Genomic DNA, 14001 nt, shown 5'->3' on the forward strand with positions numbered 1-14001 from the left:
CCGGCATTCAAGGGATGCTCCCCATCCCTTGTTTACAAAATACACATCGTAATCGACATATGTCAACATGATGAATCGACAAACGTTGAAATGCAAATGTCATTTGTAAGGTTTGTGCCGCACCGACATGAGATCAAGCAGCTCTATGGATGACGGTAATGTCTTGGGATGGCGCGCTTTTTCGGCGAAAGACGGCGTCGCTTTCACGGTCCGTCATGATGCGAAACAACCGGATATTTCTCGATGCACGCGGTTTCCGCCTCCGGCAAGATCGATGTACCCTCGGGCGTTGAAGGAGCGGCCTTGACCGGAGAATGGTCCCGTGGCCTATGCGCAAACTGGTCTCACTTGACATGCGTCAAAGGTGTTCGACCCTATCAGCAGTAAGGATATCGCCGTTCTCTTCTATCGGATCTGCTCATGATCACCCTGTCTTTCGTCCTGTCCTCCATTCTGATCCTGGTAACGCCGGGGCCGACGAACACGGTGCTTGCGACCTGTGGCGCATCGCTTGGCGTGCGCCGGGCGGCGATCATGCCGCTTGCGGAAGCCATCGGATATATTCTGGCGATATCCCTGTTCGTTGCGGTGGCGGATGCCGTTCGGGGCAATGCCCTGGCCTTTGCCGCAATGAAGTTGCTGGCGGCGAGTTGGCTGCTCTACTCCGCGGTCCGGCTCTGGGGTATGCCGTTCAGGAGTGATGCGCGGTCGGCGCGCGATTCGTTCCTTCGCGTCTTCCTGACAACGCTGGTCAATCCGAAGGCCATGCTGGTTGGCACGGTGCTGATCCCCGCGGCGGCACCCATCCACACGTCGCTCTGGATTGCGGTCTATGCCGGGCTCTCGACGCTTGCCGGTCTTGGCTGGGTGGTCTTCGGCGCGTGCCTGCCGCTGGGCGTGCGGCAGCATTCCTACAAGCTGGCGTCGCTGGTGCTGGGCGGTTTTTCGATGGCTGCCGTGGCGAGCGCGCTGTCAAGCTGATCATCCGGCTTTGAAAGTCGGATTGCACAATGGGCTGATTGCGAAGGGGCGACCACTGCCGCCCCTTCGCACGACGTCAATCGATCGATGGCAGATCGGCGGCCGGTACGCCGTCGCGGACAAGGATGCGGCCGCGACGGATGACGGTGCGCGCCTGGGGCGTCAACGCCACGGCCTCGGCAAGCGTGCGTGCCGGCACCAGCACGAGATCGCCGAAATCCCCTTCGGACAATCCGTAACCGGAAAGGCCGATGCCTTCCGCGCCGCCGAAGGTGCAGATACGCGCGGTCTCAGCAAGATCCGCATCGTTGGTCATGCCGTTGCGTTGCGCCAGATATTTTGCCCGCTCCAGCATGTCGCCATTGCCCCAAGGCTCCCATGTGCCCTGGATGCCATCCGAGCCGGAAGAAGCCACAAGGCCACTTTGTCGCATCAGGCGCAACGGCAGGGCAGGGGCAGCGGGGCTACCGACCGTCATCACCGCGATCTGCTCCGCCGCAAGTGCTGATATCAGCGTCTGCTGCCGGGTAGAATCCAGCATGCCGAGGCAATATGCGTGGCTCACCATCACGCGGCCCTGCATCGAGAGCGCCCGGGTGCGCTCGATGATGAGGTCCAGGCAGAAGGCGCCGAGCTCTCCAAGCTCGTGCAGATGGATGTCGATGGGTTTCCCGTAACGCTCCGCCAGCGCGAAAATGGCGTCGAGATGCTGGACGGGGTCGCGCTCGATGGTGGCGGGGTCGATGCCGCCGACGATGTCGGCGCCGGCCCGCATGGCGGCATCCATCAGTTCAAGCGTGCCTGCGCGCGGCAGCATGCCGCTCTGCGGGAAGGCAACGATCTGTATATCGACGAGGTCGCGCAGCGCCTCGCGGGTTTCAAGCACGCCTTCAATATTGGCGATGCCGATTTCCGTGTCGACGTCGACATGGCTGCGAATGTGGAGGACGCCGTATTTCAGCGTCTGCAGGGCCTGCCGGGCGGATTGGCGGCGCGCGTCGATGCCGAGGTCACGCTTTGCCTTGCGATCGGCGAGAATGCGGTCGCTGCGATTGGGGCCGACGCGGTTCTCGAACCAGTCCATGCCGATCAGCGTCTTGTCGAGATGGGTGTGCGCCTCCACGAAGCCGGGCAGCGCGATGTACCCCGTTGCGTCGAATTCCCGCGCCGGCCGCGCACCGCCGGCGCTGAAGCGGCCGTTGCGGATGATGAGGTCTACCGGTTCCCCGCCCATGGGTCGCGCATTGCGGATGATGATATCGGCGGTCATCGGCGATTCTCCTCTCCCGCCAGCCCGGCGCGCTGCATCGCCAGCCGGAAGGCCTTTTCCGCGCGGTCGAGGATAGCGCCTTCGTCGTGCTCGGTGAGCCTGCGACCGCGCATCAGCACGCGACCACCAACGATGGTCGTGTCCACGTCCGCGCCATTGGCAAAGCGTGCAAGGCGCTGCACCGGATTGGTCGGCGGCCAGAGATGGGGCTGGCGCATGTTGACGAGCAGGATATCGGCACGTTTACCGGGCTCCAGCGAACCGATTTCCGCCTCCATCGACAGCGCGCGGGCACCGTCGATCGTCGCCATTTCGAGGAGCTGGAGCGGTGGAAGGATGGCATCATCGCGAAAATGGCGGGCGTGGTAGCGGTGCGCCTGGAACATGTTGCGGAACATGTCGAAGGAGCGGTCGGGTGCTGCGGCGTCCGTGCCGAGCGAGACGGTGATCCCTTCGGCCATCATTTCCGGCGCCGGGCAACGGGCGAAGACTGACATCAGCGCGCTCGGATTGTGCGCCACCTTGGCGCCGGTGCGCTTCAGCACGGCGCGGTCGGCATCGGTGAGGTCGACGCAATGGGCGAGCAGCGAGCGTGCATCGAAGAGGTCGAGTTTGGCATCGTTGGCGGCGATCGACCCGTCACGATGACCGTCCTGTATCAGGAGCACGTTCTTCTCGCGGGCCAATCGCTGTGCCCGTCGCGACAGGTCGAGCACAGCGGTGTCCTCCAGTTCCTCCGCGTTGAAGACGGGGAGGGAGACGGCCAGTTGCAGCCGGTCGTCGCGGTCTGTCCAGGCGTCGATCAGGGCGGCACTGACAGCCAGCTGCGCATCGGGAACGACGATGATCTCATTGTATGAGCCGTTTCGATGTTCACGGTATACACTTTTAGCGGACGGCCGATTGGGGCCGACGGCGAGTATTTCGCGTACGCCCATCTCGGCGATGGCGGCAAGGTGCGCTTCGGCGGCTTCCGGCGCCTCGGTCCGCATGATATCCGGCCCACCACCGAAGAGCAGGGCTGCGGTGGTCGTGCCGCACTTGATACGTTCGGCAGCGGAAAGAGCGGCCTCGGCCGCCCAGAACTCCGGATCGGTCGCCTCGGCATAGATGCGGCCGGTGATGTTCATCCAATCCTCGGAATCGCCGCCCAACCCCTTGGTCAGCATATGGCCGGCATGGGCGTGCGTGTCGATAAGGCCCGGCATCACCACCATCCCGCTCGCATCGATACGTTCGGCGTCCGCCGGGGCCATCGGCGCGCCTTCGCCGACGGCGGTGATGCGCCCGTGCTCCACCAGCACATAGCCCTTGTCGAGGATGCGCCGGTCGGCATCCATGGTGACGATTGCACCGTTTTCGATCAGCAAGGCCTTTTTCATAGGCATTCTCCCGCTAGAATTGCATACATCTTATGCGCATTGTGTGCGCAAATTCTAATTCTGGTATCTTGATATTGTCCGCATATTATGTACAGTCATATTGAGAATAATCGTATGCAATTTTTGGGAACATGCATACCTACCCGGGAGAATTCTTCGTGAAGACCACTGTGAAGACCCTTTTGGCGGGGCTTGCCATGCTGGCGCCGCTTTCCGCGCCCGCTTTTGCCGAAACGCTGCGCTGGGCAGCATCCGGCGACGTCATCTCCTACGACCCGAATGCGCACGTCGACAGTTTCACCCAGAGCGTCCAGCACGTCGTGTTCGATCCGCTGGTTCGCCGCAACAAGGAACTGAAGCTGGAGCCGGCGCTTGCCACGTCCTGGGAAGTCATCGAGCCGACGCGTTGGCGCTTCAAGCTGCGTGAGGGCGTGAAATTCCACGAAGGCCAGGCCTTCAATGCCGACGACGTGGTGGCGACGATCCAGCGTCAGATCGACCCCGGTTCGCGCAACCGCGAAAACCTCTCCGCCGTCACCGGCGTCGAGAAGGTGGACGACCACACGGTCGACCTCATCCTGCGCGGTCCCTATCCGCTGCTCCTCAACGACCTCGCCGCGATCTACATCATGAGCAAGCCGTGGATGGAAGAGCATGACGCGCTGAAGCCGGGCAACACCGCCACCGGCGTCGTCACCTATGCCAGCAGCCACGCGAACGGCACCGGCGCCTTCAAGCTGAAGAGCTACGAGCCCGATTCGCGCTCGATCTTTGAGGTGAACAAGGACTGGTGGGACAAGCCGCAGCATAACCTGACGGAAATCGAATTCCGTCCGATCGCCTCCGACGCCACCCGCATTGCGGCGTTGTTGTCCGGCGAAGTTGACATGGTCGTTCCGGTTCCGCTTCAGGACGTCGATCGCATCGCCTCCACCGAGGGGCTGAAGGTCGTCGAAAACCCGTCGCTGCGCACCATCATGCTGGCACTGAACTTCAACAAGGAATTGCATGCGGCGCCCGGCGTGGCGAACCCGATGCTCAACGTCAAGGTGCGCCAGGCGCTCTGGCAGGCCATCGACCTCAACACGATCCAGAAGCGGCTGATGCGCGGCAAGTCGCGCGTTGCCTCCATGCTGGTCGCCCCGGCTGTTACGGGCCATGATGACGCCATCGATGTGGCTCCGGAATACGACGTCGACAAGGCGAAGGCGCTGCTTGTCGAGGCCGGCTATCCGGATGGTTTTAAGACCGGCCTTTCCTGCTCGAACGACCGCTATATCGCTGACGAGCAGATCTGCCTGGCGATCTCCTCCATGTGGGCGAAGATCGGCGTGCAGGTCGATCTCAGCGTCGAGAGCAAGACGACCTATTTCCCGCGCATGGATAATAGCGAACTCGACGTCTACATGCTCGGCTGGGCTTCGCTTCCGGCGATGGATGGCTATAGCGTGCTCCAGGCACTGCTTGCCACGAATGACGGCACCTATGGCGGCTCGAACCCGAATGGCCTGTCCGACCCACGCATCGATGCGCTCACTCGTTCGGCTTCGGTCGAGCTCGACGAGACAAAGCGCATCGACATGCTGAAGGAAGCCTTCCGCATCACCCATGACGAGGCGCTGTTCATTCCGCTGCACCAGCAGCCGGTCGCCTGGGCGATGAGCAACAAGGTCGATATCCCGCAGTTCCCGGACGAATACGTTCGCCCGTGGTTCGCGCAGGTCAAGAAGTAACGGGTTTCTCCCAGGACACGATCCCGGCAGGCGCAAGCAGGCCGGGATCGTCCCGCAAGAGTCGCCGGTTTCTTCGCAGGCCGAAGACGGAGCGAAACGGCTCGTTCCTTCTACGCATTGTTTTGATGCAATTCCGAACGCAAAGCCGCTTTCGCGCTTTTGCCGGAGCTGCTCGCGGGGCTTGAGCGCTCCCTCCCAAGGACTATTCCGATGCTCAGACTTCTTTCGGTAAGGCTCCTCCAGGCCGCCCTCGTCATGCTTGCCGTGACGGCCATTGCCTTCATCATGTTCCGTTTCGTGGGCGATCCCATCTCCTCGATGGTGCGCGAGGGTGCTACCCAGGCGGAAAAAGACGCGCTGCGCCTGGCGCTCGGCCTCGACAAGCCGATCGTGACGCAGTTTTTCGATTTCGTCGGTCAGGTGCTGACGGGCAATCTCGGCACGAGCTTCCGCTACCAGCAGCCGGTGGTGAGCCTGCTGATGAGCCGGCTTCCTGCCACGCTGGAACTGGTGATCGTCGCGACGTTCCTGGCGCTCGCGATCGGCATTCCGCTCGGTGTGCTCTGCGCGCTGAAGCCAAATTCCTTTCTTTCGCGGCTTACCCAGGCAACGACGCTGATCGGCATTTCCATGCCTACCTTCGTCACGGGCCTGCTCTTGATTCTCGTCTTTGCAGTGAACCTGCGCTGGCTGCCGTCGTCCGGGCGCGGTGATCTTGTCGATCTCGGCTTCTGGCAGACCGGCTTCCTCACTCTTTCAGGGCTGAAATCGCTGATCCTGCCGTCGATCACACTGGCGCTGTTCCAGCTGACGCTGATCATGCGGCTGGTACGCTCCGAGATGATCGACGTGCTATCGTCTGACTACATCCGCTTCGCCTTCGCTCGCGGCCTGCCGCGCACCTACATTTACGGGCGACTGGCACTGCGCAATGCGCTGATGCCGGTGGTCACCGTGACGGGTCTGCAGATCGGCCAGCTCATCGCCTTCGCCATCGTCACGGAAACGGTGTTCCAGTGGCCGGGCATGGGCCTGCTCTTCACCAATGCCGTCGGCTATCCCGACGTGCCGGTGCTCGCCGCCTACCTGCTCTTCGTCGGCTTCCTGTTCGTCATGATCAACATGGTCGTCGACATTCTCTATACCTTCATCGATCCCCGCCTGAGGACACGATAATGGCCACGCAATCCCTGATGCGCCGGCTCCCGCCGGTTTCCGTGATGATCGCCGGCCTGGTGGTCTTCATCATGCTGATCCTCGTCGTCTTTGCCCCGCTGATAGCACCAGTTGACCCGCGCGACGTTTCTTCCTACTCGTTGATCGACATGGAAATCCCACCCTCCTTCATGGACGGCGGCGATCCACGCTTTCTGCTCGGCACGGACAACCAGGGCCGCGACCTCCTTTCGGTCATCCTGTTCGGGCTTAGAATTTCCGTCGTGATCGGCCTCGGCGCCGTGCTCTTCGCCGCGACGCTCGGCGTTGTGCTGGGGCTTGTCGCCGGCTTCTTCGGCGGCATTGTCGATGGCATCGTTATGCGCATCGCCGACGTGCTCGTCAGCTTTCCGACCATTCTTGTGGCGCTGCTGATCAGCGGTATTGCCCGCGCGCAGCTCAGTGCGGACACGATGCTCACCTGGGCGCCGCTCGTGCTGATCTTCTCCATCGCCGTCAACGAATGGGTGCAGTACGCCCGCACGGTGCGCGCCTCGACCATGGTGGAAGTGGCGCGTGATTATGTGCGTGCCGCCAAGGTCATCGGCCTGCCGCCGGGCCGCATCATGGGCCGGCACATCCTGCCGAATGTCATGAGTTCGGTGATGGTCATCGCCACCATCAACCTCGCCGGCGCGATCCTGACGGAGGCGACGCTCTCCTTCCTCGGTGCCGGCATGCCGCCGACCTATCCCTCGCTCGGCACGCTGATCCGCATCGGCAACCAGTTCCTGTTCTCCGGTCTCTGGTGGATCGCCGTGATGCCGGCGGCCGTCCTGGTCATCCTCGTGCTCGCCGTCAACGTGATCGGCGATTATCTGCGCGACCGCTTCAACCCGAAACTGATGGCCCGCTGAGATGCCCAACGAGACAATTGCCACAACGACACCTGTCCTCGACATCCGCAAGCTTCGCGTCGAGTACCCGCTGGCCAACGGCGACACGCTGGTCGCCGTCAAGGACATCGACCTCCTGATCCGCCCCGGCGAGATCCACGCCCTCGTCGGCGAATCCGGCGCGGGAAAAACCACCGTCGGCAATGCGCTGATGGGCCTGTTGCAGGCGCCGGGGAAAATTGTCTCCGGCTCCATCGAGATCGCTGGCAAGCCGATCGATCTGCGCACCGGCCGCACCGAGGGCATCGTGCCCGGCCGCGATGTCGGCGCGATTTTCCAGGACCCGATGACCAGCCTCAATCCGCTGTTCACGATAGAAAGCCAGCTTTGCGAGGGCATGCTTGCCCATCTTAAACTCTCCCAGAAGCAGGCGAAGGCCCGCGCGCTGGAGTTGATGAAGGCTGTCGGCATTCCCGAGCCCGAACGCCGGCTCGGCAGCTATCCGCACCAGCTTTCCGGCGGCCAGCGCCAGCGCGTCGTCATCGCCACGGCCCTTGCCTGTGGCCCGCAGCTCATCGTTGCCGACGAGCCGACGACGGCGCTCGACGTTTCGGTACAGGCGCAGATCCTCAAGCTCATTCGCGACCTTGCAGATCAGCGTGGCGTCGGCGTGCTCCTCGTCACCCACAATATGGGCGTCGTCGCCGAAATCGCCGACCGCGTCACCATCATGCAGAACGGTGCGGTGGTGGAAAGCGGCCTGGCCCGCGAGGTTCTGACGGCGCCGAAGGCCGCCTATGCCCGCACGCTGATCGCCGCCGTGCCGCCGATCGAAACCCGTCTCGACCGTCTGCCGGTGCCGAGCGAGGAAACGCAGGTGACGCTCGATGCCCGCGCGAGCGTACGCCGTAACAGCACGACGGCCGAAACCGGAAGCCGCGACGACGTGGTGCTCTCCGTCACCGACCTCTGCGTCGAATATGGCGCGCGGTCGTTGATCCCGGGCCGAAAGGCCTCGGTCTTCAAGGCGGTGAAGGGCGTCTCCTTCGACGTCCGTCGTGGCGAAATCTTCGGTCTCGTCGGCGAATCCGGCTGCGGCAAGACCACCGTCGCCAACACCATCGCCGGCCTCGTCACCCAGAGCTCCGGCACCATCGACTTCCAGGGCACGGCGCTCGGCGCCAAGCGCGAAAAGTCGGTGCGGAAATCCTTGCAGATGGTGTTCCAGGATCCGTATTCCGCGCTCAACCCGCGTCTGCGCATCAATGCCGCCATCGCCGAGCCGATCCTGTTCTACAAGCTCGCCTCCAATGCCGAAGAGGCCCGGCTGGATGCGAAAACGTTGCTGGAAGCGGTCGGCCTGCCGGCGGATGCGGGTTCGCGTTTCTCGCACGCCTTCTCCGGTGGCCAGCGCCAGCGCATCGCCATTGCCCGCGCCCTGGGGCCGCGTCCGTCGCTGCTGATCTGCGACGAACCGACGTCGGCGCTCGACGTTTCAGTGCAGGCGCAGCTTCTCAACCTGCTGAAAGACCTGCGCGACCTTGCCGGCCTATCCATGCTGTTCATCAGCCACGACCTCGCGGTGATCCGCCAGATGTGCGACCGCATCGCGGTGATGAAGTCGGGCGAGATCGTCGAACTGGCCGACACCGAGACGCTGTTCACCGCGCCGAAGCACGACTACACCAAGGAACTGCTGCGCCTCGCACCCTCGCTCGACCGCATCCTGTCGCGGCAGGCCGCGGCGGAATGATCTGACAGACCGGAGACCCGCCATGGCCGATATCCTCATCAAGAACGGCACCGTCATTGCCATCGATCCGGAGCGCCGGATCATCGCCGATGGGGCGGTCGCCATCACCGGCGACCGCATCGTGGCCGTCGGGCCGACGGCGGAGGTGGAGGCCGCGCATCCGGCCCGCGAGGTCATCGATGCGCGCGGCATGGCGATCATGCCCGGCTTCGTCGATGCCCACGCCCATGCCGGCCACGGGTTGATCAAGACACTCGGCGGCGGCAAGAGCGATCCGTGGTACCAGGCCTGCCGCGGTGCCTATACGGTCGGCTCGACGCCGGAGTTCTGGTTTGCGGAGGCGCAGCTTGCCGCGCTGGAGCGCCTGCGTTTCGGCGTCACCACAGGTGTCTCGCTGCTCGGCGGCGGTGATTCCGTCATGCGCACCGACGATCCGATCTATGGCGATGCACATATGGAGGGCGTGCTCGGCATCGGAACGCGCTCGGTGGTGGCCGTCGGCACCACGCGCCCGCCGCATCCGCTGGCCTATGCCCGCTGGGACGGTGAGAAGCGCACCGATTACCCGTTTCCTTCGAGCAGCAGTTTGCCACCTGCAAGACGCTCATCGATCGCTGGCATGGCAGCCATGATGGCCAGTTGCACGTTGCCCTGCTCACGCCGACCCTGCACCGGGGATATCATGAAGCCGCCGGTGCGGAAGAGGCGGTCGCCCAGTCGCGCTTGGTCAAGCAGTTTGCCGAGGAACGCGGCCTCGTCTTCACGCAGGACGGCCACACCAAGGGCAGCGTTCGCATCGCCCACGAGGTTGGCATTCTCGGCCCGCGCACCCTGCTGTCGCATGCCACCGGCCTGGACGAGGAAGAGATCGCGATCTGTGCCGAGACCGGCACCACCATCGTGCACAATCCAAGCGCCGTCGCCGCTATTATGGCGCGCTGCCCGGTGACGGAGTTGATTGATGCCGGCGTCACCGTCGTCATCGGCTCGGACGCCACCGCTCCGGACCGTTCGGCCGACATGTTCCGCCACATGCAGCAATGCATGCACTACCACCGCACCCATTTCCACGATCCGAGCTGGCTGCCGCCGGGCAAGGCGCTGGAAATGTGCACCATTGACGCCGCGCGCGTGCTTGGCCTCGAAACGGAGATCGGCTCGCTGGAGCCGGGCAAGAAGGCCGACATCATCCTCGTCGACCTGCGCCGCCCGCATCTCTACCCGGCCCACATGCCGGAATTCCGCGTCACCTATTTCGCCAATGGCAACGACGTGCACACCGTGCTCATCGGCGGCAAGGTTTTGCTGCGGGATCGGCAGCCGGTCCATGTCGATCAGGATGCCGTGCTCGACGCAGCACAGCGTGAGGCGGACAAGATGATCGACCGGCTCGGCCTGCGTTATGCGCTGGAGACGCCGCGCATGTTCTGGGGCCACAGCCGCGATCTGGACCTGATCGAATAATCCCGTCGCTGCCCCGCATCAAACCTGGCGCGGGGCATCCTGCAACGACTCTGTGTAGTACTGGTCGTAGAGTTGCCGGTATTTTTCCGCCGCCCCGAAGTCGCTGTAGCGGGGAAGCGCTGCCATGTCGGTCTTATTGAGGATGACGCCCAGCACCTTCGCCTCGATGCGGTTTTCCGCGTTGAGCAGGTCGCGCACCAGGGCCGAAGGGGTCTTGCCCCATTCCACGACGAAGACGAAGCCGTCGGCAAGCGGTTCGAAGGCCTTGGCATCGACCACAGGGCCGAGAGGTGCGAGGTCGACGATCACATAGTCGAAGGCCTTGCGAACCTCGGCGATGAGCCGTTTCATGCCGGGGGAGGAGACCAGTTCGTTGGTATGGTGCAGCGCGCCGCTGCCGGAGCGGAGCGCGATCGGCAGCACGGCGAGCTTGGTCTGGCGGTCGATCTTGATCGCCTGGTTCCAGGGGATGTCCCCGAGGATAGCCTCGACAAGGCCCACCTCGGGCGTCGGCTTCAGCATGGCGCTGAGGCTCGGTTTGCGCAGGTCCGCGTCGATCAGCAGCGTACGCTTGCCGCTGGCGGCGAGCAGGGCGGCGAAATTGGTCGCAACGGTGGATTTACCCTCACCGGGCAGCGACGACACGACGCCGATCACCCGGCTTTCCTGGCCTTGCAGCATCACGTCGCTGGCAAGTTTGGCATTGCGCAGCGTCTCGGCGAAGGCCGAGCGCGGCGCATCCAGCACGATGCGCGTCATGCGCTCGAGCGGAATGACGTCCTCCTCCTCCGGATTGGTCGGTTCCGCCTTCATCGCCTTCGCGCCGATCATCGCCGGTTTGCGCTTCTTCTGCCCGCCGACCAACGGCAGGTAGCCGAGCGGTTTCAGGCCCAGCACGGTGCGCACATCGCCCTCGACGCGGAAATAGCGCTCGCGCATTTCCTGCACGAAGGTGAGTGCTGCGCCCGCCATCAGGCCGAGCACCAGTGACAGGCCGATGACCATCGTCTTGCTGGGGCTCGACGGCGAGACCGGCACGCCCGCATCGGAAATCACGCGCGCCTTGGCGATCGGGAAGGATTGCTGCTGTGAGGCCTGTTCGTAGCGGCTGAGATAGGATTCCGACAGCACCTTCAGCGCCGTCGCCTTCTGTTCCAGCTCGCGCAGGTGCACCAGCGATCGGTTGGCCACGGCATTGTTGCCGGCGACCTTTTCAATGCTCTCACGCAAGGAATCCTCCCGGGAGCGGGCGACCTCGTATTCGTTGCGGTAGCTCGCCGTCAGTTGCTGGAGCTCCTGGTAGATCTGCCGCGTGAGGTCTTCCTTGTCGGTGCGGAGTGCCACGGCCTGCGGGTGGTCCGCACCAAAATTCTGGGTGATTTCCTGCTCGCGCTTGACGACGGAAATGTAGCGGCCACGCAGATCCTGGATCAGCGAATTGTCCGTCTGGCGTGTCGGGACCGTCGCATTGTCGACGGCCTTTTCCGCGCCCTGTTCGATGATCGCTTTGAACTGGTTGTAGCGGGCCGAGGCGCTCGCAGTATCTGCCTGCGCGACGATAAGCTGGCTGTTCAGGTCAGAGAGTTGCTGCTCCGACATCAGTTCACCGCGGGCGGAGGTCAGCCCATTCTCGTTCTTGTAGCGCTCCACTTCGAGCGCGGCAGACTGGGCGCGGCCCTGCAGGTCGGTCAGGCGCTCCTGCAGCCAGATCGTCGCCTGTTCGGTGGCGTCAAAATTGGCGTTGAGCTGATCTTCGAGATAGGCGTCGGCATATTTCTTGGTGATCGCCGCGGCGAGCTGCGGATCGGACGAGCGGAAGGAAACCGCCACGACGGAGCTGCGGGCGACGCGCTCGACGTTCAGCGACTGTTGCAGGATCGCCGCCGCCTTCTGGCGCCGGCCATTCAGCAGGTCGGCCTCCGATGGCCCGGGACCGGTGGAGGCGAACGAGGTCAACGACTTCATCCAGCCCTTGGCGATCGCGATGGGGGATTGCGGCGGGTTGAGGATGATCTCGTTGTCCCCAAGCTTGAGATCGTCAACCACGCGCAGCGCCATGCGGCCGGATTTCAGGATTTCGACGGCGCTCGATATGCGCATATCAGCCTGCTGGCTGCTCTGCGCCGAAGGCTCGGTTTCCTCGGCATAACGCGACAGGTTCTCGTCGAGCAGCACCTGCGTCATCGACGTATAGATCGGCGTCGCGAAGACGAGGTAGGAGACGCCCAGCGCGACCGCGAGGACGACCGTCATCGCAATCAGCCGCGTATGGCGCACGAGGATCGTGAGCAGGCGGTTGAGGTCGATGAAGGAATCGGACGGGTCCGGTTCTCCGCGGAAAACGCGGCTGTGCGGTACGGTGCGTTGATGCATGTGGCTCCGTTCTGCCTTTCGGCTCGGTGGGGGCTTTCGTCCTCCCGCAGGCGGTGGTCCCGGGCCGCACCGGCCCGGGACCAGGAATTATGCCGCGCGAATCCGGCTCTCGTGCGACATCACCATGTCACGAAGGGATTCGTAGACGGCGGCGCCGATGTCTGGGCGGGCAAGCGCGAAGGCGACATTGGCCTCGATGAAGCCGTGCTTCGAGCCGCAGTCATAGGTTCGTCCCTCGTAGACATGGGCGTGGAAGTCCTGTGCTTCGGAGAGTTTCAGCATGCTGTCGGTGAGCTGAATCTCGTTGCCGGCGCCTCGCTTCTGATGGGCGAGATGACCGAAGACTTCCGGCTGCAGGATGTAACGGCCGTTGAGGAAGAAGTTGGACGGCGCGTCGCCTGCCTTCGGTTTTTCCACCATGTGGGTGACGGCAAAACCATGCCGCACGGCTTTCCCCTTGCCGACGATGCCATATTGGGAAGCGTCCTCCGGGGCGCATTGTTCGACGCCGACGACATTGCCGCCGACTTCCTCGTAGAGGTCCATGAGGCCGGCAAGGCAGCCACGCGGGCCGAAGGAAATCATATCGGGCAGGAGAAGCGCGAAGGGCTCGTCGCCGATCACGTCGCGCGCGCACCAGACGGCATGGCCGAGGCCAAGCGGTGCCTGCTGGCGGGTGAAGCTCACCGAACCGGCGGTCGGCAGAAGCCGGCCGAGTTCGCTGACCTTGTCGTCCTTACCGGATTTCTCCAGCGAGGAGATCAGTTCCGGCGTGTCGTCGAAATGGTCCTCGATGACCTGCTTGTTGCGGCTGGTGACGAAGACGACATGCTCGATGCCGGCTTCGCGCGCCTCGTCGAGGGCGTATTGCACAACCGGGCGGTCGACGATGGTCAGCATTTCCTTCGGCATGGCCTTGGTGGCCGGCAGGAAGCGTGTGCCGTTTCCGGCAACGGGAATGACGGCCTTGCGGACAGTCTTGGTTCGCTCCATG

11 protein-coding genes are annotated in these 14001 nt (G+C 63.5%); 7 read left to right on the top strand and 4 right to left on the bottom strand.

What is annotated here, in order from left to right:
- Window positions 1–420: 420 nt before the first annotated feature.
- A complete protein-coding gene (locus tag BSY16_RS26745) occupies window positions 421–981 on the top strand; it encodes a LysE family translocator (protein WP_069062817.1) in 561 nt (186 codons plus the stop codon).
- A gap of 76 nt (window positions 982–1057) precedes the next feature.
- Here the strand turns inward: BSY16_RS26745 and BSY16_RS26750 are convergent, their stop codons facing one another.
- Both BSY16_RS26750 and BSY16_RS26755 read right to left on the bottom strand, forming a co-directional pair.
- Window positions 1058–2251 (bottom strand): amidohydrolase, encoded by a 1194-nt coding sequence (locus BSY16_RS26750; RefSeq protein ID WP_069062818.1) that lies wholly within the window; start codon window positions 2249–2251, stop codon window positions 1058–1060.
- A complete protein-coding gene (locus tag BSY16_RS26755) occupies window positions 2248–3633 on the bottom strand; it encodes an amidohydrolase family protein (protein WP_069062819.1) in 1386 nt (461 codons plus the stop codon). The genes BSY16_RS26750 and BSY16_RS26755 overlap by 4 nt, the downstream gene beginning before the upstream one ends.
- Window positions 3634–3791: 158 nt before the next feature.
- On the opposite strand from BSY16_RS26755, the gene BSY16_RS26760 reads away from it, so the two are divergent.
- The 6 genes from BSY16_RS26760 to BSY16_RS33185 all read left to right on the top strand — a co-directional run bounded on the left by BSY16_RS26760 (window position 3792) and on the right by BSY16_RS33185 (window position 10634).
- On the top strand, window positions 3792–5366 hold the full coding sequence (locus BSY16_RS26760; RefSeq protein WP_083243237.1) for an ABC transporter substrate-binding protein: 1575 nt from the start codon (window positions 3792–3794) through the stop codon (window positions 5364–5366).
- A gap of 210 nt (window positions 5367–5576) precedes the next feature.
- The gene (locus tag BSY16_RS26765) at window positions 5577–6542 is read left to right on the top strand and encodes an ABC transporter permease (RefSeq protein WP_069062821.1); all 966 of its coding nucleotides are present in this window, start codon (window positions 5577–5579) and stop codon (window positions 6540–6542) included.
- Window positions 6542–7438 carry an ABC transporter permease gene (locus tag BSY16_RS26770; RefSeq protein ID WP_069062822.1) on the top strand — a complete coding sequence of 299 codons (897 nt, stop codon included), beginning with the start codon at window positions 6542–6544 and terminating at the stop codon, window positions 7436–7438. The genes BSY16_RS26765 and BSY16_RS26770 overlap by 1 nt, the downstream gene beginning before the upstream one ends.
- A gap of 1 nt (window position 7439) precedes the next feature.
- Window positions 7440–9170: a dipeptide ABC transporter ATP-binding protein gene (locus BSY16_RS26775; RefSeq protein WP_069062823.1), complete on the top strand. Its 1731-nt coding sequence runs from the start codon at window positions 7440–7442 to the stop codon at window positions 9168–9170.
- 22 nt (window positions 9171–9192) lie between these two features.
- Window positions 9193–10119, top strand: coding sequence for an amidohydrolase family protein (locus tag BSY16_RS33180; RefSeq protein ID WP_353652408.1), 927 nt, complete (start codon window positions 9193–9195; stop codon window positions 10117–10119).
- The gene (locus BSY16_RS33185) at window positions 10005–10634 is read left to right on the top strand and encodes an amidohydrolase family protein (RefSeq protein WP_353652405.1); all 630 of its coding nucleotides are present in this window, start codon (window positions 10005–10007) and stop codon (window positions 10632–10634) included. Before BSY16_RS33180 ends, BSY16_RS33185 begins: the two co-directional genes overlap by 115 nt.
- 18 nt (window positions 10635–10652) lie before the next feature.
- On the opposite strand, the gene BSY16_RS26785 is transcribed toward BSY16_RS33185, so the two are convergent.
- Both BSY16_RS26785 and BSY16_RS26790 read right to left on the bottom strand, forming a co-directional pair.
- Complete coding sequence (locus BSY16_RS26785; RefSeq protein ID WP_069062824.1) at window positions 10653–13007, bottom strand: polysaccharide biosynthesis tyrosine autokinase; 2355 nt, start codon at window positions 13005–13007, stop codon at window positions 10653–10655.
- 87 nt (window positions 13008–13094) lie between these two features.
- A complete protein-coding gene (locus BSY16_RS26790; protein ID WP_069062825.1) occupies window positions 13095–14000 on the bottom strand; it encodes a UTP--glucose-1-phosphate uridylyltransferase in 906 nt (301 codons plus the stop codon).
- Between the last annotated feature and the right edge of the window lies 1 nt (window position 14001).

This window comes from Sinorhizobium sp. RAC02 (assembly GCF_001713395.1).
Lineage (GTDB): Bacteria > Pseudomonadota > Alphaproteobacteria > Rhizobiales > Rhizobiaceae > Shinella.

What these genes read in the sequence shown, in the direction of transcription:
- BSY16_RS26765 (WP_069062821.1), top strand. Translation starts at nt 5,577, where the DNA reads ATGCTCAGACTTCTTTCGGTAAGGCTCCTCCAGGCCGCCCTCGTCATG.
- BSY16_RS26790 (WP_069062825.1), bottom strand. Translation starts at nt 14,000, where the DNA reads ATGGAGCGAACCAAGACTGTCCGCAAGGCCGTCATTCCCGTTGCCGGA.
- BSY16_RS26755 (WP_069062819.1), bottom strand. Translation starts at nt 3,633, where the DNA reads ATGAAAAAGGCCTTGCTGATCGAAAACGGTGCAATCGTCACCATGGAT.
- BSY16_RS26770 (WP_069062822.1), top strand. Translation starts at nt 6,542, where the DNA reads ATGGCCACGCAATCCCTGATGCGCCGGCTCCCGCCGGTTTCCGTGATG.
- BSY16_RS33180 (WP_353652408.1), top strand. Translation starts at nt 9,193, where the DNA reads ATGGCCGATATCCTCATCAAGAACGGCACCGTCATTGCCATCGATCCG.
- BSY16_RS26750 (WP_069062818.1), bottom strand. Translation starts at nt 2,251, where the DNA reads ATGACCGCCGATATCATCATCCGCAATGCGCGACCCATGGGCGGGGAA.
- BSY16_RS26745 (WP_069062817.1), top strand. Translation starts at nt 421, where the DNA reads ATGATCACCCTGTCTTTCGTCCTGTCCTCCATTCTGATCCTGGTAACG.
- BSY16_RS26785 (WP_069062824.1), bottom strand. Translation starts at nt 13,007, where the DNA reads ATGCATCAACGCACCGTACCGCACAGCCGCGTTTTCCGCGGAGAACCG.
- BSY16_RS26775 (WP_069062823.1), top strand. Translation starts at nt 7,440, where the DNA reads ATGCCCAACGAGACAATTGCCACAACGACACCTGTCCTCGACATCCGC.